This is a genomic window from Shewanella sp. YQ_9 (assembly GCF_043103185.1).
Taxonomy (GTDB): Bacteria; Pseudomonadota; Gammaproteobacteria; order Enterobacterales; family Shewanellaceae; genus Shewanella; species Shewanella algae.
Window position 1 is genome coordinate 203,222 of sequence record NZ_JBICJO010000076.1, and the last position, 19,541, is coordinate 222,762.

The 19,541-nt window shown below is 53.9% G+C and carries 15 protein-coding genes; 9 read left to right on the plus strand and 6 right to left on the minus strand.

The window, feature by feature from the left end; all coding sequences use genetic code 11:
• Window positions 1-99 precede the first annotated feature (99 nt).
• The 6 genes from prfH to ACF8D4_RS21545 form a co-directional block, all read right to left on the minus strand.
• Window positions 100-735 carry a peptide chain release factor H gene (prfH, locus tag ACF8D4_RS21520; protein WP_044735976.1) on the minus strand — a complete coding sequence of 212 codons (636 nt, stop codon included), beginning with the start codon at window positions 733-735 and terminating at the stop codon, window positions 100-102.
• The gene (locus ACF8D4_RS21525) at window positions 735-1,898 is read right to left on the minus strand and encodes an RNA ligase RtcB family protein (RefSeq protein ID WP_392468990.1); all 1,164 of its coding nucleotides are present in this window, start codon (window positions 1,896-1,898) and stop codon (window positions 735-737) included. The genes prfH and ACF8D4_RS21525 overlap by 1 nt, the downstream gene beginning before the upstream one ends.
• Window positions 1,899-2,313: 415 nt before the next feature.
• Window positions 2,314-2,661: a hypothetical protein gene (locus tag ACF8D4_RS21530; protein ID WP_025011793.1), complete on the minus strand. Its 348-nt coding sequence runs from the start codon at window positions 2,659-2,661 to the stop codon at window positions 2,314-2,316.
• Between the two features lie 339 nt (window positions 2,662-3,000).
• Window positions 3,001-3,435: an HNH endonuclease gene (locus ACF8D4_RS21535; RefSeq protein ID WP_020442396.1), complete on the minus strand. Its 435-nt coding sequence runs from the start codon at window positions 3,433-3,435 to the stop codon at window positions 3,001-3,003.
• A gap of 49 nt (window positions 3,436-3,484) precedes the next feature.
• Window positions 3,485-3,760, minus strand: a complete 276-nt coding sequence (locus ACF8D4_RS21540; protein ID WP_202880029.1) for a hypothetical protein — start codon at window positions 3,758-3,760, stop codon at window positions 3,485-3,487.
• A gap of 151 nt (window positions 3,761-3,911) precedes the next feature.
• Entirely contained in the window at window positions 3,912-4,568 is a 657-nt protein-coding gene (locus ACF8D4_RS21545; protein ID WP_392468992.1) for a QnrA family quinolone resistance pentapeptide repeat protein, read from the minus strand.
• A 422-nt stretch (window positions 4,569-4,990) separates the two neighbouring features.
• Between ACF8D4_RS21545 and ACF8D4_RS21550 the strand changes: the two genes are divergently transcribed.
• From ACF8D4_RS21550 to ACF8D4_RS21590, 9 genes are all read left to right on the plus strand, one after another.
• On the plus strand, window positions 4,991-5,749 hold the full coding sequence (locus ACF8D4_RS21550; protein WP_345844511.1) for a transporter substrate-binding domain-containing protein: 759 nt from the start codon (window positions 4,991-4,993) through the stop codon (window positions 5,747-5,749).
• A gap of 181 nt (window positions 5,750-5,930) precedes the next feature.
• Window positions 5,931-6,410 carry a tRNA (N6-threonylcarbamoyladenosine(37)-N6)-methyltransferase TrmO gene (gene tsaA / locus ACF8D4_RS21555; RefSeq protein ID WP_020442393.1) on the plus strand — a complete coding sequence of 160 codons (480 nt, stop codon included), beginning with the start codon at window positions 5,931-5,933 and terminating at the stop codon, window positions 6,408-6,410.
• A 562-nt stretch (window positions 6,411-6,972) separates the two neighbouring features.
• Window positions 6,973-8,718: a hypothetical protein gene (locus ACF8D4_RS21560; protein ID WP_392468994.1), complete on the plus strand. Its 1,746-nt coding sequence runs from the start codon at window positions 6,973-6,975 to the stop codon at window positions 8,716-8,718.
• Window positions 8,719-8,741: 23 nt separating this feature from the next.
• Window positions 8,742-10,634, plus strand: a complete 1,893-nt coding sequence (locus ACF8D4_RS21565) for a hypothetical protein (protein ID WP_345844513.1) — start codon at window positions 8,742-8,744, stop codon at window positions 10,632-10,634.
• A gap of 30 nt (window positions 10,635-10,664) precedes the next feature.
• On the plus strand, window positions 10,665-12,512 hold the full coding sequence (locus tag ACF8D4_RS21570; protein ID WP_345844514.1) for a hypothetical protein: 1,848 nt from the start codon (window positions 10,665-10,667) through the stop codon (window positions 12,510-12,512).
• A gap of 92 nt (window positions 12,513-12,604) precedes the next feature.
• Window positions 12,605-14,482 carry a hypothetical protein gene (locus ACF8D4_RS21575; RefSeq protein ID WP_392468997.1) on the plus strand — a complete coding sequence of 626 codons (1,878 nt, stop codon included), beginning with the start codon at window positions 12,605-12,607 and terminating at the stop codon, window positions 14,480-14,482.
• Window positions 14,483-14,531: 49 nt separating this feature from the next.
• Complete coding sequence (locus tag ACF8D4_RS21580) at window positions 14,532-16,196, plus strand: hypothetical protein (RefSeq protein ID WP_392468999.1); 1,665 nt, start codon at window positions 14,532-14,534, stop codon at window positions 16,194-16,196.
• Window positions 16,187-17,218, plus strand: coding sequence for a hypothetical protein (locus ACF8D4_RS21585; RefSeq protein WP_392469001.1), 1,032 nt, complete (start codon window positions 16,187-16,189; stop codon window positions 17,216-17,218). The genes ACF8D4_RS21580 and ACF8D4_RS21585 overlap by 10 nt, the downstream gene beginning before the upstream one ends.
• Before the next feature lie 361 nt (window positions 17,219-17,579).
• Window positions 17,580-19,535, plus strand: a complete 1,956-nt coding sequence (locus tag ACF8D4_RS21590) for a BCCT family transporter (protein WP_117199975.1) — start codon at window positions 17,580-17,582, stop codon at window positions 19,533-19,535.
• Window positions 19,536-19,541: the final 6 nt, after the last annotated feature.

Sequence of the window (19,541 nt, forward strand, 5' to 3'; positions counted from 1 at the left end):
GGGCTAGATGAGAGGAGTCTGCTGAGAGAGCCGCAGTGACATATAGAAAGCAGGCCCGAGCGCCAATCCCGGCTCCCGGCCTGTTCCTTTACCTAAGCTTTAGTCGAGCGGAATAAACTTTTCGCCTTTAAAGCTTCTTCGCGGATTGCCCCGCTGCAGTTCCCAGTGTTGTTGCCAACGCTGTTGTTCTTCCCGGTTCATCTGCTCTTGCTTCAGCGCCTCCAGCTTTTGAAACAGCAAGGCCGTTGCCAGGCGTTTGTTGGCATGTTGGCTGCGCTCGGTTTCAACCCGCACCGATAGGCCGCTGGCGATATGGGTCGCGCGGATGGCCGAGTCTGTGGTGTTCACGTGCTGCCCTCCTGCGCCCGAGGCTCGGCAGGCCTGAAAGTGGATTTGCTTATCCAGAGCCTTGTCATTGACCTCAAACATCTGGCCGCTGAAGAACCAGTTTTTGCGTTTATGCCCGGGCCTGAAGCGGCTTTGGCAGCTCCAGAGCATGGCTCCCTGCCAAGCCAGCGCCAAGTGCTTGGCCCTGGCTTCATCATTGGCACTGAGTTGCAGCAAGGCCGACTTGAAGCAGGCGACGCCGGTTTTAGCGTTTGCCTGAGTCACCTCCAACAACTCGCAGCCTATGCCTTGCGCCTGACACTCCCGCTCTATGGTTTGCACCGCCAGGGCCACAGCGCGGCAGCATTCAATCGGACCGGTTCCGGCCGATAGTTGCAGCAGTATCATCAGCAGCACTCCCCGTTGGTTTTGAAGGTCAGCACAGGGCGCAGCCTAGCAACAACCTCAATCAAACCGGCATCGACCATATCGCCAACCACAGTCGCACATTTTTTGTAGGCCTGGGGCGCTTCGTCATACAGCAGTGTCTTGTTACCGCAGATCACCCGGCTTCCCAGGGCGGTGAGGTAGAGATCTTCACGGCTGAACTTGTGCGCCAGGCGGCCCTGACACTCGCCGCGCTGCCATTTTCTCCCGGCACCATGAGCCAGGGAAAACAGGCTGATGTCGGCGGCATCGCCCGCAGCGGCGCAGGGTTTCACCAGATAGCTGTAGTCGCCGCGGGATCCCGGGATCACCACATAACCCTTATCGCTCGGGGTGGCGCCTTTTCGGTGCAGCCAGCCTTGGGTTCCGTTTATGCACTTGGGGGATACCAGATTGTGGTTCACATCCAACACCAAGCTGCCAGAGCTGTTGATTGCTTCCAGGAAGCGACAGGCTATCAGCTCGCGGTTCAACTCGGCCCAGCGTACCGCCTCATCGTGTTTGGCCAGATAGTCGCTGAACTCGCTATCTTCCGGACTCAGGCCTTGGTGGCTGTGGCGGCGGATATGTTCCTGCAAAATGGCCTGCCCCAGGCCTCTGGAGCCGGAATGCACCAGCAGTTGCAGATAGTGGCTGTCCAGCCCCAGCTCTTGCAGCGCCGCCTGGTCATAGACAGTTTCTATCGCCTGAAACTCGGCAAAATGGTTACCGGCGCCTATGGTGCCAAGCGCCAGGTCAAAGCCTGTGATGGCTATGCCTTTTTCCCGCTTGCGCTCGGCAATTGTTTGCGCCCAGGTTTCATCCAGAGGCTGTTCTATCTGTTTGAACTTGTTCGCCATCTTATCCAGCTTGACCTTGGATAGCTTCAGCGAGCTCTGCCACAGTGACATGCCGCAGCCAATGTCGTTGCCGACCAAGGCAGGATAGATTCTGTTGACGGCAAAAAACGCCGCACCAATGGGATAGCCTCTGCCGGGATGCAGATCCGGCATTCCCGCCACGTGCTGCATACAGGCCAATTCAGAGGTTTTAATCAGTTGTTGTATTGCCAGCCCTTCTACCCAGGTTTCTTTGGATGCAATCAGGCTGACGCTTTCAGTAAGTTTTTGGACGGATCTGCCCATAGACCAATTCCTTTAAACAGGATTTAAACGATAAACGTATTGGCAGGCCAGTTGACCGAAGCGATAGCTTTACCAGAAAGCTATGAAATCAGTGGATAGCTTTCTGCTATTTAGCGGACAAGACCTGCAAAGGAGGTTGATGTGTTTTGCATGATGTTTTCTCCTCTACAGTGAATGAATGGTGAGCGATGCGGGCGCATGGTAATCAGTTTGCCACCATAAGGCAAATATAAATTCAATCACTTAGCTTTATTTGCCGCCGAGCCCCCATGGCAAGTGCGTCAGCTTGGGATTGCGGCCGGGGCAGCCGACCGCAGAAAGAGGTTATTGTTTCAGGCCATGATTTAAAGTCATGATTTAACGCCATGATTTGAAACCACACCAAGAATCCGAGATAGCGCTTTTACTTGCCGGGTTAAGGCAGCGGTTGGCGGGGCTTGGCTTTATCGCTTTTGCTGTGTGCCAGTTCAAGCACTTGTTCAAAGTCCAGACCATTAATCTTTTGCCCAATCAGGCCGAAGTCCATCTGGCCGTTGCGATCCGAGTGGTTCAGTGCTGCCAATGGGGTGTCGAACTCAGCCAGTTGGATTGCCAACAAGGCCATGACAAATTCCTGCTTGTCATGGGAGTTCAGCTGCGCCATGAGTCTGATGACATCCTGTTGGGTCGACTCTGCACTGCTGCCGTCGAAGACTATGGTGTTGGGGGTAGTACTGCAGGCCATCAGGCCGGTCAAAACGATAGCGATTATTATATTCTTCATGAGCTAACTTCCGTTTTTTTCGGTGTTCTACTTCCGTGCTGCCTTGTGATCGCCCTGTGGCATTCTCTCGAAGCGCCGCAGGTCTGGGGTACAGTTCCGGCCAACAGCAGTGTCAAGGGCACAGGCTCGGCAGAAGCGAATAATAAATTAAACCGCGACTCTAACAGTTTGAGATCAAAATTTTTTGAGTCGAGTCAAACAATTGACATATAAAGGAAAGGTTTGATTTTTGTGAGGTGTCCCTGTTGCAACAGCCTTGGCCGCCCCTCTTCCTTGAGTCAATCTTTACAAACAGGTTACAGAATACCTCACCCTAAATAGGGCGACAAGTCATAGTGATCATTTATCCAACTTACCCAGATTGCAATCTTCACAAAGTATTTGCATGTTATTAATGTCCAGTGCTTTGTGCGGGTACTTGCTGCGGGGCAAAATATGGTCAACATGCAGCACTATATTGTGTTCGGCTTTAGTGCGATTGCACTCTACACATTTGTGTTCGTGAGTTTGCAGCACCTGATATCTGAGTGCCAGCCAGGCTCTGGATTGATAAAAGTTATCTATGGTTTTGGGCTCGAACTCGCTGAGCTGCTCCGGATGCTCAAAGGCGCGGTGGCCGAGTTCGGGGGAAAAGAAGCTGGCCTGAATATCGGCCTTGTCCTGATGCTTGCTGAGCCATTTCCAAATGCCGCGCAGGGCACCTTGCTCACTCTTGTAACGCCGGGTTCTTATGCTGTCTCCAGTGCGAAAAGTGACTTGGATTTCCAGTTCCATGGGCTTTTCTCCTGATAACAGGCTGTTGGTGGCCTGCCGGTATTGAGGCTTAGTTGAGTTCGTCCAACTGTTTGAGGATCTGCGTTTGTTTTTTGGAGAGCTTGATGACCTTCAACGCCTCCCAGAGGGCGATGGCCGAGCCTATGGCGATCAGCAGATAGCAGTTGATGGGGTTATTGAGCGCCGGGGCGAAGGCATCACCTTCGGCGACAACCAGGCCATAGAGTGCCAGGCCTATGAGCAACATGCCGGGGGCCCCAAGCAGTTGAGTGATTACCAAAGAGCGCTTGACCTGGGTCAGTTCAGCTTGCAGTTGAGTCTTCATAATGCCTCCTTTGAAGGGAAGGTATAACGCCGGCTGCGACAGCAGAGAAACGGCATTTCGGCGGTTATGCTCTGCTATAGCTGAATCTGCCCTGTTGCAAGCGGGAACTCAAGTGATATTTGCCCGCTTGTCGCTTGAGTCTGTCTTTGAACTAATCCGGCAGCACTATGACTCCCAAGGGGTCCAGCAGTTGCTCCTGCTGCCAGGCACAGATCTTGACCCCTTCGAGGTTGACACGTCTGGGGTCGAGCCCATCCAGATCGGCAAAGGTCAGGTCACAGCCCCGCAGGTTTACCTGTTGCCAGCAGTCGCGGGAGAAGGTGCCGCGGCTGAGGTCGGAGCCCATCAAGGAAGCGCCGCTGAGGTTGGCATTGCTCCAGTTGTTTTCAAACAGCTCGCACTTTTCCAGGCATTGGCCGCTCAAATTGGCATAGGCCAGGTTGCAGCCTGAGATATAAGCCGAGCAGAAGTACATCTTATGGCTGATTTGATTGTAAAAACGGGCCCGGGAAAAATTGGCGCCCTTGAGATCGCACTCCCTGAACTCTATGCCAAAGCAGTTGGCACCGCTGAAATTGGCCAAAGACAGGCGGCAGGCCTTGAAACTGGCATCGCGCAGATCGGCATAGCTGAAGTGGCACCCTTCGACGGCGCCGCTTTCAATGAAACTGCAATCCTCGAAACTGGCATCCCTTAGCTGGCAATGGCTGAAGTCACACTGATAAAAGCGGCAGCGGCGAAAACGGCTGTCACTCAAATCCTGGCGTGAGAAATCCTCTTGCTGAAAAACTTTATCAATAATATCCATACGGCTTCCTTTAACCAGGGAGGGCGCTAACTCTCTTTGCTAGCTCTGCCTATGCAGACAAGCAGGGGTTTTGTTGGCGCCTTCCCAAAAACCTTTGCAGGCTAACATCGGCACTCTGGAATATCACTAAAAATAAAACCTTTAAAATCATGGTTTTGAGAAGTGCTTAAATCGCGATTTTAAGGGGGGAAATCGACATTTTGAGAGCCTTTAAGTGTGTTCCATGCTCAAGGCGTCGTGAAAAATAATTCAAGCCCTTTACGGGCTGCTGACATGGCTTGCTGAATGCCAGGACTCTCCTTTCGAACGGTTTTGTTAAAAAACATATGAATACAACAGCTTACTAAACATTAAAACCCGGGTTTGTATATTGAGCCGCCTTTGACAACACTTAATAGATACTGTTGTCTCGGGGGATAGTTATGCGCTTGCTGCTTCCGCTATTGCTCTATTGTTGCAGCGTTCAGGCTGCCGTGGGGCTTGGTCAACTCAGATATCTCACGGAAGAGTATCCACCCTATAACTTCAGCCTGGATAATGGGGAAGTATCCGGATTTGCCACCGATGTGCTGCGGGCCGTTTGGCGGCGGACAGGTACAGAGCCCCAGACCATAGAACTTCTGCCCTGGGCCCGTGGTTACTATATGTTGGGGAGTCGCGATAACGTGGTGCTGTTTTCCACAACCCGTACTCAGGTGAGGGAACCGCTGTTTCAATGGGCCTGCAGCCTTGGCACCCTGGAGCTGAATCTCTATGCGCTCAAACGCTCAGCGCCTGCGCTGACCAAGTTGGAGGATGCCAAGCATTTGCTGGTGGCAACCGTCAGGGAAGATGTCGGCGAGCAGTTGCTGCTGAGCCAGGGTTTCGATCCGGCTTTTTTGGTACGTACCAGTAGCCTGGAGCAGGCAGTCAAGGTGCTCAACAGCGGCCGGGCCAGCTTGCTGTCCAGCAATAGGTTAACCTTACTCAGCACTCTGAGACGCGGGGGCTACGACCCCGAGATAATGCAACCCTTGGTCAAGGTGAGTCACAGGCCCTTGTGCTTTGCCTTCAGTGCCAAGGTGCCGCCTGAACTGGTAATGCGCTTTCAAGCTAATTTGGATCAGGTGTTGAACTCTGAAGAGGTCAAAAGTCTCAGAAAACAGTACTTTCACGGCGAGACCTTACTGAGCCTGCCCTAAGGAAGGTGCAAACAAATACCATGTGTGCTCTGCATCGGCTTATAAGTCTGGATGCAAGGCTGTAAGCCGCAAATGGCCTTAGTCCTTTGCAAGAAGCACTTCCCTAAGAATGTGAGTTGCTTTGAAGACCCCTTTGCCAAGCTGAGGTAGACTGCAATTCTGTATTTGCAACGGAGTTGTTATGCAAGTTGTCAGCTTTACCGCCATAGGCCACGCCGAAACCCAGTACACAGAACTGGCCAACATGCCGATTCAGGGCAGCAAGGTCGCCGATAATCAAGGGGTTTTGGTGATCCATCCCGACTATGCCGAAGGGCTGGCGGACCTCGATGGTTTTTCTCATGTTTATGTGCTGTTTCATCTGCATCAATGCAAGCAGGGCGCGCTCAAGGTTAAACCTTTTCTCGATAACCAACTGCGCGGTGTATTTGCTACCCGTTCGCCCAAGCGCCCCAACCCCATAGGCCTGTCGATACTGGAAATCGACCGGCTGGAGGGCAACCGCATTCATGTTAAGGGAATCGATATGCTCAACGGCACCCCTATCATAGATATCAAGCCTTATATTCAGGCATTTGATTGCGTGCAAAATACCCGTGATGGTTGGTATGAACAGGGCAAAGATCCACTGCAAACCCTTTCCGACGACAGATTTGCCTGAAATACGCTACAGTATTTGTTTGTTCCAGATTGAGCCTCATTGAAACGATAGAGCAGCCGAATGTGGTTGCTCTCTGTTCGCTATTCTCCATCGGTATCGGATGAGTCTTCTCCGGTTAGACTCTTGTATAAATTTTGTTTCTTCCCTATTGACTCGCATCACTTTATTGGCATTCAAGCTTGTCATGGGGCGGCATAATCGTCAGAATTCACCTCTCCACCAAGGAAGCCATATGTGCGGCGCCGGTTGTATCCGGTGTGCCAATAGTCACTATGCTTCCTGCCGAATTTATATCAGCGAGCCCTGGATGGGCCCAGGCCTTAAGGCCATCGAAAAGGATTGTTTTGAAAACTGCTATTGTCGTTCAGTTTCCCATTAGGCTTCTGGTTAATCTAGGCCAAGCGTTACCTTCCCCTTTATTTGCTCTGCATACGCACCAGGCAAGCCCCATTAGCCATGCCAAGTTGGTTTTATGTTTGATGGGTGCCTTTGGGCTATCTCATTATGCCGTTTCGATTTACGGGCTCGGCTATCTCTTTACTGTTAACAACAGGAGTCTCAAATGACAGCTGCCAAATTGATTTTACATTCCCCGAAGCAGGTCGGTGCCCCGCAGTTGCAGCTGTTGACGCCGCTGGCTGACGGCCGTCAGCAATTGCTTTGGCAGTATGAGTTGCCCCAGGCCGAGAATAAAGTGGTGCTGAGCGCCTTCTACAGCGACAGTGAATTTGTGGTCGCCACCTGCTCCGGGCAGATCTATGCCGGTGATATCGAAACCGGACCTTGGCTGATGGTCAATCTGCCAAATGTCGGCATCTATGGTCATGGTTGGCTGGATAAAGACAGAGGCGAGTTCTGGTATGTGGCCGAGCAGCCAAGAGGGGATGATGAATATCCCTGTCTTCTGGGCTGGTCGCTGGCCGACTGGCGGCCGATTAAGGATATCTGCTTGCCTGAATATCTGGATGATCGCCGCCTTGGCAGCACCATGGTGCGGCGCCGAGACGGTTGTTTTTTATTCTATGAACGTGAATGCGACTCTCTGGCGCAGCGAGAGCATGGCTTCTGGTGCACCAATGTGGTCGATGGCCAGAGCCAATTTCACCGGATTGAGGGCAAACCGCTGCTTAAAGCTCGCCGTTACCCGAGCATACACCTTTGCCCTGAGCGGCAGTTGGCCTTATTGCCGGTTTCTGAGTGTCTGTTGGATGAGAGCGGTGACAGTCCACGCATTGGGTTGCAGTTGCAACTGGTGGCACTCGAATCCCTTGACGTGCTTTGGCAACAGCCGGTGTTTTGGTTTGACAGCCATGATGGCTTGTTGGATCCGGATGAGTTTTCCACTTTGCTTGAATCGCTCAGGAGCGGTGAAGATGCCTGTGATGAAGAAGAGCTGACTGACGCGCTCGAAAGCCTGTCTGACGGGCTGAGTGGTATCCGTCTTTGCCGGGATGAAGCCGCTTTTTGGCTGAGGTTGCGTAGTGGCGAGCTGATTAAGGGCTATCTGGCACCAGAGGAACACTTCCGCCTCAAGGCGTTGTCGCCTCGCTATCGCGCCAACGAATGCCCACTCCCCGGCGACGAAGCCAATCCCTTTGCCCTGGTTGCCTTTGACCACTATGACTATCAATTGACCTCACCCACGGCCAATCGTTTGTTGCTGGTGGGGTTCGAGATATATGCACTGGATACCAGTACTGTCACGCCCATGCTGCCAGGGGACGCCGATTGCCAGAGTTTGCCCTGTTACTTCTGGCCTAAACCTGAATTAGTGATGAGTGAGCAGCAGAGCCAGGCCCATGGTGAGGCGGGGCTCAATATTATTGAGGCCGATTATCTGGAAATGGGGGAGTGTTTGCTGGCCAGCGCCAAAGAGATGGTCAGCCGTCTGGCCGACTTACCAAACAGTGCCAAGGGTGAGCGCCTGGAGTGGCGCTTTAATGACAGAAATGGCAGTGAATGGACCGAGGCGCAGTTTGTGGCCGCGCTGATAGTTGTGCCGGGCGGTGCCGAGCTGTTGGCCGAAGCCGTTGAGAAGCTGCTGGCCTATCCCGATGCGGCAAGTCTGCGCAGCGGCGCCGACAAGCCGGCCTTGTCGGACACAGTGCTGGCGCTGGCCGGTGATGACATAGCTTATCTGCCTTTGTTGGCCCGTTACTTCAATATGCTGGCTGATGGTCCAGGCGCCGCCTTCCATCAACAGCACTCAGTGCCGCTTATTCAACGGCGTCACGGCCAGGGGCTGCTCAAGAGCCGCCAATATCGCCGTTTTGTCCAGGATTTGCCCTGGCCGATTTCCCCCGCCTGATTGCAAATCACAGGAATAACTCAATGAATGCCAATGTAAGAACCAATATCCGCCTGCAACAGGCCAAGCTGTTTTTTATCGGCCCTGAGCTTATTCAGGTTATCCAGAGCGTTGATGAGGCCGACACCCTGTTGTGGCAATGTGAGTTGCCGGGAACCGAGGATGGCGAGCTGGCCTTGTTGCAATGGCTGGATGACACTCGCTTCCTGGCCTTGGGCCAAAATGGACTGCTTTTTGTCTGCGATTATCAGGCGCGCAGTTGTGAGCAGGTGCTGGATTTACAAATCTCCGGAACCCCCGGGGCCTGGCTCGATAGCCACAAACAGACCCTGTGGGTGGTCGGGCGGGTGGGCGTCGCTGCGCGCCGCGGCCACAGCTTGCTCAAGGTCGATCTCGCGGCCATGGAGCCGGTGCAGCATTGGCCTGTGAGTGCCGAAATCGAGCCTGAGTCACTGATTCTGACCCGGGATGGACGCGTGGCCTTTTATGGTCGCAATGAGCATGGCGGTTATCGCTTCCGCTTTCAGCAACTGGTGTATTTTGACCCGTCAAACGAAACCTGGTCCGAACAGCCTCTGCCGGGGAAACCGGCTCCAGTGCAGGTTTCACCGCAGGATTATTGGTTTCAGAACCGTGCCAACGGCCTTATCACTACCCTGGCCGCCGATGGCGTGAGCCGTCATCAGACCGAGGGCGAGCCTGTGCGTTACGAAGCCAGGTTGCAGCTGATAGATATGAATCTCGGCCGTCAAATCGATGCCGGGGTGCGTTTGCCGGCCATGGCCGATATCTGTGATGAATATGATGCCGAAACGGTTCAGGAGGCGCTGGAGCGGATTGCCGCCGGAGAGATATCCCATCAGGATAACGACGAGTGGCAGCAACTGATCAACAGCCTGACTTGCAGCTATTTTTGCGAGCAGGAGCAAGTCTTCTGGCTGGGCTGGAAAGGGGGGGTGATGCAAAAGGTGTCATCGAAGGGCGAGAGGCTTTCCCCTCTGTACCAACTGGGCAGCCAAGATGCGGCGGGGCAGTGGCGCCCCTTGAGCCACTATGGTGGTGATCTGGTCATGATTAAGGGGGTTAACCAAGGGCGGCTCTGGTTGGCATTCGGTGATCTCGATGAGCCCAGTCACTACTCGGTCGACATCGACTCTCAAGCTGCTGTGCCCCAGAGCCTGCTGGCTGCCGAACAGCAAAAGTGCCCGCTCAATTGCTGCAGCTATCAACCCAAGCCGCTGCAAATTCCCAGCCAACTGCAGGCCGAGCCTTGCCCCAGTGGCAGGGTGACTCTCTATTGTGACGATCTGACATCAAATCAAGGCAGGCTGCAACTCTTGCAGCAGCTACTGGCAGTGCTCCCCAAATTGGAGCAGAGCCTGGGGGAGGCGTGCGGAGCGCCCTTAGCCTCAGTAACAACCAGAGCCGGCTGGCTTGACCGCTTGAAGCAGAAAATAACTCATAGTGCAGTTACTGAGCCTGGCAGGCTTTGGTTTGCCTTTGTCGATGGTTTGGGGAATCGGCACAGTGAATACGACTTCTTCCACTATGCCGTGCGTCTGGAGCAGGGGCCTGAGTTGATAGCGGCCATCCTGGCGGCATACTGCCGTCTGCCCCAGGCCAGATGTTTGCTGGGAGCCAAGGGGCAGCCAGTGCTGGCCGAGGCTGCCTTGGCGCTCAGCCAGCACAGGCAGGCACTGCCGCAACTCGCGGACTATTTCAATGTTCTCAGCGCCTTGCCTGTGCATCCATTTCATATCAATCGCACCTTGAAAGTGATCTTTGCCGAACATCAGGGCTCGCAAGAGTTGGCGGCTTTCCTGGCGGCGGTCCCAAGCCCCTATAACGACCCGGAGTTTAAGCTGGCCGAGAAAGGCGACTATGACGAATTTGACGACGATGATGACTATAAGTAACTGTCATTTATGAGAAAAGGATAAGGAAGTATGTCATTCACAAGTTCGCCGGTTGGCGACGGTAAACTCATCTATATCGATGCGGACAATGGCTGCCCTTGCCTGTATCTCTATGAAGCGGCAGATACGGGCTCGGGTTATCGGCTCATTTGGAGCACAGACTTTCCCAAGGCCGAGGGCATTATGCAGGTCAGTGGCTGTTTTCAGGGAGTACCCGGGCGTGAGCAGAGCTGCGTTATCTGGGATCAGCAGGGCTGTCTCTATTTGGTGGACCTGGCGCAACGGCAGCAGCAACTACTCGCCGAAACTGGGATAGCAAACCTCAAAGTCGTGGTATTGAGTGATGGCCGAACACTGGCATTATTGGGTGAAAATAAGTCTAGTTATTGCTACGAAGTCTGTCTCTGGCACTGGCGGGATGGCGATGCTCCCGTGCCCTCGGCCGTTCAGTGTATCAACCATGAGGTGGATAATCAGGGCGGCCCTTGGGCCGAGGTCGACGAGACCGGACTGCCGGACAGAGTGGGGCTGAGTTTTACCGATCGCCTCTTTGCCGGGCCGGATAACAGTTTGATCTTGCACTGTCACCGCAGTGAGCGCGATGAGGCGAAGGCTTGGCAATTCCTGCTGCGGTTGGACCCCATGGCTGTTGTGGGCAGTGCTCTTAGCCAAGTTCAATGGCAGGGAAGTTATCCCGAACTCTTGCAATTATCGGCCATGCCTCTGCCCACTCCGCCAGGAAACGAGGCACTCTGGGAGTGTGCCCTGGCGCTGGACAGTGAGCGCGGCGAGCTTATCCTGCCGGCAATGACGTTAAGCCGGGCGCAGGATACTGAAACCGAGGCGCTGGCGTATCAGTTGCAGCGTATCGACTTGCGCCTTGGCCGCGAGATAGGGCGTTTTTGTGTGCGTCATTATACCCACGAGCAACTGGCCGGCGATGCCGACATGCTGTTGGGCCCGGCCGATTTAGACAATTTGGCCTGGCAAAAGGCGCAGGGGCGTTTCTGGCTACAGCTGGATGATATTGCCTACTGCAACGACGAAGCGGCGCTTTGGCTTTGCTGGCATGGCGGCGCGACCCGCAAGGTTTCTCTGGACGGGCAGTGGCGCTCGCCCCTTTATCTCCCCGATGGCAAGCGTGATTTATACCATGCCGATGAAATGAATCTGCTCGGCAGTGGCGCTTTGCTGACCGACTGGGAGTATCTGTGGAGTTTCAATCCCAATCCAGCCTTGGATGCGGCCAGCCGGCTAGATACTGAACCGGCTGCCATGGAAGCGAGCTGCGACATTGCTACAAGCAGCGAATACTGGCGCAGCTTAAATAGTGCAACTGCAGAACCGCAGGAGATCCACCCTCTACTTGGATATAAACGGATTGAGGTCAACAATCTGCAATCCGAGAGTGCCAGACTCGAGGCTCTGACGACCTTGATGAGCGAGGCCTTGCGTGGTTATGAATCTCTCAAATCAGGCCAAGACCTGCGCTTTGGATTTTATGATGCCGATGAGAGCTGGGATGAAGCGCAATTTTTTAAAGCCGTCGTGACTCAGGAGCCAGCCTGGAATCTGATGTTGCAGTTGCTGCTCTCATTCATACGCGACAAATCATGCCACAACTGCTTTAGTGACCCGGCACTGGGTAAGCCGGCGCTGGCAGATTGTGCGTTGCAACTGGGTTTGAGTCACAGTCGATTTTTGCCTATGGTGGCGCGCTACCTTAAGTGTATCGATCTGGATCATGAGTTGTTTTTCCAGCAGGACGGCCATTTGCATGACTTGCTGGAGAAGTATGCCGATACCCTGGAGGGTAAGCAGTTTTACGACCTCTTACCTGCCGAGCTTCGCCTCGAGGATGGGGCTTATCTGGACTGAGTTCAATGCAACAACACGCTTTGTGTGGCTCTGTCTCAAGTGTATCGCCCCAGCTTAAAGCCAGAGCCCTATGATCTGAAGAACGAGGAAATATGTCATTCACATGCTCGCCGGTTGGCGACGGGAAACTCATCTACATCGATGCGGACAATGGCTGCCCTTGCCTGTATCTCTATGAAGCGGCAGATACAGGCTCGGGTTATCGGCTCGTCTGGAGCACAGACTTTCCCATGGCCGAGGGCACTATGCAGGTCAGTGGCTGTTTCCATGGGGTGCCGGGGCGTGAGCAGAGCTGCGTTATCTGGGATCAGCAGGGCTGTATCTACTTGGTGGATCTGGCGCGTCGGCAGCAGGAGTTTTTGGCTCATACCGGGATGGAATATCTCAAAGTCGCGGTATTGAGTGATGGCCGAACCCTGGCATCACTGGGCGAAAATGACCGGCGCTGCTGTTATGACTTAACGCTCTGGTACTGGTTGGAGGACAGGGACCTCTCGCCCTCGGCTGCCATGCAGCTGAATGATGAGGTGGATAATCAGGGCAGCCCTTGGGCCGAGGTCGATGAGACCGGACTGCCGGATAGCATGGGGCTGAGTTTTACCGATCGCCTCTATGCCGGGCCGGATAACTGCTTGATCCTGCATTGTCACCGCAGTAGGCGTCGTCGGCCCCAGGCCTGGCAGTTTTTGCTGCGGCTGGACCCTATGGCTGTCGTGGGCAGTGACCCCGTAGGTAGTAACCCCGTAGGTAGTAGCATTAACCAAGTTCAATGGCAGGGCCGTTATTCCGAGCCCTTGCAGGTGGCGGCCATGCCTCTGCCCAATCCGCCGGGGAATGAAGCGCTCTGGGAGTGTGCCCTAGCGCTGGACAGTGAGCGTGGTGAGCTTACCCTGCCGGCCATGGAGTTGAGCCGGGTAGCCGATGCTGAAACCGAGGCGCTGGCGTATCAGTTGCAGCGCATCGACTTGCGCCTTGGCCGCGAGATAGGCCGTTTTTGCGTGCGTCAATTTACCCGTGAGCAACTGGCCGATGACGCCGACATGCTGATGGCCCCGGCCGATGTCGACAATCTCGACTGGCAAGAGGCGCAGGGGCGTTTCTGGCTACAGCTGGATGATATTGCCTACTGCAATGACGAAGCGGCGCTTTGGCTTGGCTGGCATGGCGGCGCGACCCGCAAGGTTTCTCTGGACGGGCAGTGGCGCTCACCCCTGTATCTCCCGGATGGCGAAGATGACTTATACGACGAGGAGGGCATGAAGTTCCTCGGCAAAGGAGCTTTGCTGACCGACTGGCATTATCTGTGGCGCGTCAATCCCAACCCCACTTTGGATCTGGCCAGCCAGATGAACCAAGTGCCCGCCGCCATGGACGCGAGCTTTGCTGTGCAATTACAGCAGACAGAATGGAGCAGCTTCCATGCCCAGGCCCAGGTGCAGGATACAGTTCCCCCTTTGCTTGGTTTTTCGCGAATCGAAGTCAGGGATCTGCAGTCAGCGAGTGCGAGGCTTGAGGCCTTGGACAAGCTGGTGCTGCGGGCATTGACAGATTTTGAATCGCTCAAGTCGGGTAAAGACTTGCGCCTCGGTTTTTATGATGCCGACGAAAGCTGGGATGAGGCGCGCTTCTTTGAGGCTGTGGCCCTCCAATTGGAAGGCCGGAACTATATGGCGCGTCTGCTGGGGCTATTCATTGCCAATGAGCGGCTCCATTACTGTTACAGCGATCCACACATCAGCAAGCCGGCGCTGGCCGACTGTGCGTTGCAATTGGGATTGGCCGGCAGCCAATATCTGCCGCTGGTGGCCCAATACCTCAACTGTATCGATGTCGATCATGAGCTGTTTTTCCAACAGGATGGCAATCTGGATACCTTGCTCGGCAAGTATGCCGATACCCCTGGCGGCGAGGACTTTAACCGCCGCTTGCCATATGAAATGAGCCGTCAGGATGAAGACGATTATCAATGAAATGATGATTAACTAAAGGTAATTATCATAAATAACAAAGGGTTGTTTTGTGATTGAGATTTTGGATTTTGCCCCGTATCCAGAGAGATACGCTCGGGCCAGCGAATTGGGACCCAGGTTGCTGAAAGTAAAGTCTGATATAGGTGGCCCGGTTCTCCATCTATTGCAGATGCGTCCGTTCGATGAAGGTGGCACCGAACTGCTTTGGGCTGCCGAGTTGAGTTCATCCAAGGGACTGGTGACCCTGAAAGGGCAAACCCGGGATGGCGCCTGTGTTTTTGGCAACCAATTTGGCGCTTTCTATCTGTACGATCCCTCGCAGCAGCAATGCCGTTTACTGCATGATTATAAAAGCAAATTTGGTAGTGTACAGGGTGTTGTCAACAGTGATGGTGATGCCTTGCTGGTGCTGTTTTATGAGATGGACAAGGATACGGACTTAACCTTGCAACGCCTGCCTCTTATTCCTGAAGTTAGCGCTGTCAGCGAGATTTCAGCCCAGCTGTATGACGAAGATTGTTTTGGCGGTGGTTATGACTATCTGGATGAAGATGGGCCTTACTTTTGTTTGAATAACACCAATCTCAATCAACGTCTTTATGCCGGGCCGGACAACAGCCTGCTTATGCATGTCATAGATGAAGACGAAGAACTGCACTACATGGTTCGCATTGATATCCAGGGAGAAGGGGTGAAGTTCAAGGTATTTCTCCTGGACGATTCGGTGCTTGAATGGGACCCTGAACCTGGGGCGATTGCTGTTTGTCCGCAACGAGCCCTGGCGGCCATCCCAGTGATTCGAGAGACAGATGCGGGTGTTGTCATTGGAGTTGAATGGCTCAATCTCGACAATGGTGAGTGCTCGGAGGCCGGAGTTGTGCGGCTTTGTGAAGACGAAGAGGATGCGCTTTTCCATCTCGAACAGTTGGATACTTCTATCTGGCAGGCCGATGGGCTGTGGCTGAGTTGGTCTGATGGTTTGGTGGTCAGGTTGGCATTGGATCCGCAAACGCCGCCTTTGACCCTCTTGGCAAAGGGGCAACTGCTGCATGTAGGTACAGAGTTGATCTTCTCGGATCGCGAAGAACTGCTGCGCTGCCCTTTCCCTGAGCCTGCACAGTGGCAAGGCAGCCCTATCCCGTTATCCCTGGAGTCCTGTCACTGGCAGCACAACTGGAGGCTGAGTGAGGCGCAGCGCCAGGCGCTGCAATGCTTTGGACATACGCTGATAAAGGTTGCCGATCTCGAAAGTACCGAAGGCCAACTCGACGCGCTGCGCCAACTGCAGTCACTGACTCAGGATTGCAGCAAGCTGTTGCACGGCAAGACCTTGGCCTTTAGGTTTACCGATGGTAAACAGCAATGGGATGAGGCCCGTTTTTTCCAACGTTCAGCCTGTCATGCCGAAGCCTTGCCGCTGATGGCGCAAATTCTGCAGCAGTTTTGCCGCGGTTTTGACGGCAGTGATCAATGTGATGGCGCCAACTGGGGGACGCCGCTGGCCAGTTGTGCCTTGCAGTTGGGATTACAGGATGTGCAGTACCTGCCTCTTATTACCGAATACGGCAATGCACTGGATGTTGACCATGAAAACTTCTTTGGTGGTGAAGGCGATGCCTTGTATCAATTGAGTCTGCGCCATGGCGACCGCCCTGAATGGCAAGCATTTTTGAGCTTGCACTCTGATACCGAGGAGGATGAGGAATGGGATTGAGACAATCGGCCAACAGCATGGCGAGGGTGATTAGCGATCTCTTTGTTCAGCCAGAGTTTGGCGGGGCGGAAAAAGCCCGCGACCGGAGTCGCTATTTTATTGCGCTGCTGCCCATACTGGCTATCCATTATCAGTGGCAACTGGTGTACATGTTCTCACCTTCACTGCTGCTGGCAATCCAAGAGGTCGACTTCTTTATTTCACTGTTGGCTATCTTGGCAACTGGGCTACAACTCAGCATAGGTGCGGGGTTGCTGGCAGCGCATATTGCTATTGGTCGACGGGCGTTCGGGTATTTGGGCGGTGTGCCTCTGGCATTGGTGAACATCCTGTTCGGCTTCTCTTATCCAACGCTACTGAGCATGATCCAGTTTGACAAGACTATGCCTTGGCTTGGCTTGATGTTTGCCTTGGGCTGCGCTGTTGTTTGGCTGGTGGCGCAGTTATTGATTTACCTGTTTCGTTCTCCCTTGGTAAAAGTTGAACCGGAACACCCTTTACTGGCTCATCGTAAGGGGTGCGATCCCGATCGTCAGACGCCGGCGTTGGCTTTCTTTCGCAGCAGCATGATACTGGGGATCTGCAACGGATTGTTTCTCGGATGTCTAATCTTTATGGTGCAAACTTCCGGTTCCCCTTCTTTTGCGTTGCGCTCTCTGCTGCGGCTTGAAGGGCAGGGGACAGGGACGCTCATCATGTTTTGGTTACTGCCCAGCCTCTATTTCGGCTACAGGATTATCAGTCGCAGGGCTCGTAATCTGGGGTGGTCAGTCGCCAAGACGGTATGTTTGATGCTGTTTATTACTCTGCTGTTATTACCCGGGAGTGGTGTGGTGATCAGTCTGGCCCTGTCCTTTATGGACTCCTACGCCAGTTACATCCTTATCACACTCTCTCTCATGCTGCTTTGGGGAGCTATGCTCTCGACTTCACTGCTGAATATGATGCTGCTTTGGCTGGTGCCAAAGGACCCAAGAAGCAGTCGTGAAACCCAGGCCGCCTGGATGAAGCTGAAGCAGTAGCGAAGCGGCAGACTGACAGCCAGATTCTGCCGGTTGTTGGTACTTTGTCTGTATGGGGCCCCTGTGACTGTGGGCCCCTTGGCTTTTATGAATGACACCTCCCAGACTGGGCAAACTTGCAATCAAGAGCATAAATCCTTATGGTCTTAGGCGCTTTAATCAGCAACGACTGAGCGATTCAGCAATTCATACAAGCTGGACACAAACATCTCATCATGTAACATCCTATTGATTTACGTCACTTTTCGTACGTTTTCCGGATAAAGATAATCGACTGAATGGCCACTTGCGCCTATTTTATCCGGCATGGGTCCAGCAGCGGCCCCAGCTCCCGAACGGGGACGAACAGAAGAGCAAAAATATGAAAAAACACTTCGAACTCATAGATAAAACCACTTTCTTTGGCGCCCTGGGCTTGCTGCTCGCGGTGGTGATCCCGCTGGCTCTATTTCCTGCAGAAGGCGCCGAATGGATAGCCGTGGCCAAGGCGTTTATGACGGATAAGTTGGGTTTTGCTTACCTGTCGCTCGGCTTGGCGGCATTCTTCTTCATGATTTATATCATCTTCTCGGATATCGGTCAGATTAAGCTCGGCGATGCCGATGAAAAACCCGAGTTTGCCACAGGTTCCTGGGCGGCAATGCTGTTTTGCGGTGGTATAGGCGCCAGCATCCTCTATTGGGGGACTATTGAGTGGGCCTATTACTATCAACACCCGCCGTTCCAGCTTCAAGCCGGCAGTGAAGAAGCCGTGCGCTGGGCCGCCACTTACGGCATATTCCACTGGGGGCCCATCGCCTGGAGCATCTATTTGATCCCGGCCATCCCCATCGCTTACTTCTTTTATGTTCGCAGGCAACCAGTGCTCAAGGTGTCGGCGGCCTTGATGCCTGTCATAGGTGAAGGCCGCAGTCACGGTAAGCTCGGCAAGTTTATCGATGTATTGTTTATCTTCGGTCTGCTCGGTGGGGCGGCTACCACTCTGGGGTTGGCGGCGCCACTGATCAACGAAGGCCTGAGTTACCTGTTTGATCTGCCATCGACCACAGGCAGTCAGATAGCCGTATTACTTTTGTGCACAGCGCTGTTTGCCTATTCCTCCTACAAGGGGATGGATGAAGGCATTAAGGTGCTGAGTAATATCAACTTCTGGGGTGCGCTGGCGCTGCTGGCATTTATTCTGTTTGCCGGTCCAACCATCTTTATGCTGGAAACCGGCCTGGACTCTCTGGGGCGGATGCTGAGCAACTTCTTTATCATGGCGACCTGGGCCGAGCCTTTCGGTGGTTTGGGCACCTTTGAGAACACCCACTTCCCTCAGGACTGGACCATCTTCTATTGGGCCTGGTGGTTGGTGTTTGCCCCCAGCATGGGACTGTTTGTGGCGCGGATCTCCCGTGGCCGAACCATCAAACAGATGGTGGCCGGCTCGATTTTCTTCGGCTCTCTGGGCTGTGCCATGTACTTTATGATCTTGGGTAACTTCGGCTTGTCGTTGCAATTATCCGGTGAGCTGGATGTGGTGGCGATCCTCAATGATCAAGGGGCGACCAGGGCGATATTCGCCGTATTGGAGCAGTTGCCGTTCAGCTATCTGGTGATCGCTGTTTTCACCCTCCTGTGTATCATCTTTACCGCTACTACCTTTGATTCCATCTCTTATATTCTGGCGTCTGTGGTGCAAAACAATGTCACCGAGGAACCACTGCGCTGGAACCGCTTGTTCTGGGCCTTTACTCTGTCTTTTATGCCTTCGGTACTGATGTTTATGGGTGGGCTCGCTACCTTGCAGACAGCGGCTATCGTTGGTGGTTTGCCACTCTTGGTGATAGCCGTGATGCTGATGATGTCCGGGGTCAAGGCGGCCATGTTGGACCTGAGTCATCAGGATGGTTACGAGGATCCCGTGATTAATATTTCGGATCTGCCTGAGGTCGATCCCTGGAGCCGTGAAGGCCAGGCGCTGGCCAAGTTTGAGCAATTGCGGGACAGCGCCATTGAAGCCGCCGACGCCGAGCGTGAAGCCCTGGATGCCATCTGGGAGCTGAAAAAACAGCTGCGCCGTGAAGCCTTGAGCCGCAGTGAGTCGCACCTGGAGTTGGGGGATGCGCCCGATGAGTCACTTGCCGAGTTGCAGCGCCTCACAGATGAAGCCATGGCGGCGAAGGAACGTAAGCTGCAAGCCTCGGAGCAAGCTCAGGCTGCCCGTATTACCTTCAACGAACTGATGCGGCAGAAACAGGAAGAGGAAGCGCAGCAGGCGCAGGAAGAAGCCAAGGCGCAGATTATTGAACGCCTCAACGGCCGCGACTCGTAACCTTAT